Consider the following 429-nt stretch of genomic DNA (forward strand, 5'->3'; position numbering starts at 1 on the left):
CAGTGTGAGTACCGTCGCCGTTGTCTTTAACTTCAGCTTCAGCGTTCTTACCGTTTTCACCAGTTGCACCGGTATCGCCTTTGGCACCAGTTGCACCGTCTTTAACGATAGTGGTAGTAGTGTTACCGTCACCGTCAACGATGGTCACTGTATGAGTACCGTCGCCATTGTCTTTAACATCGGCCGTGGCATTCTTACCATCGGCACCAGTTGCACCAGTATTACCAGCTTCACCTTTAGCACCAGTTGCACCGTCTTTAACGATGGTAGTAGTGGTGTTACTGTTATCGTCTTTGATGGTTACAGTGTGAGTACCGTTGTCGTTGTCTTTAACGTCGGCTTCAGCGTTCTTACCGTCGGCACCAGTTGCACCATCTTTAATGATGGTAGTAGTGGTGTTACCGTTACCGTCTTTGATGGTTACAGTGT

The 429-nt window shown here is 48.3% G+C and carries 1 protein-coding gene; it reads right to left on the minus strand.

Annotated features, from left to right (window positions below; translation table 11 throughout):
* Nucleotides 1-429: collagen-flanked surface repeat-containing protein (locus ACTHUM_RS20125; RefSeq protein WP_440404020.1), on the minus strand; the 429-nt coding region annotated here is incomplete at both ends.

The sequence above is a fragment of the Neisseria sp. P0021.S006 genome, from assembly GCF_051956895.1.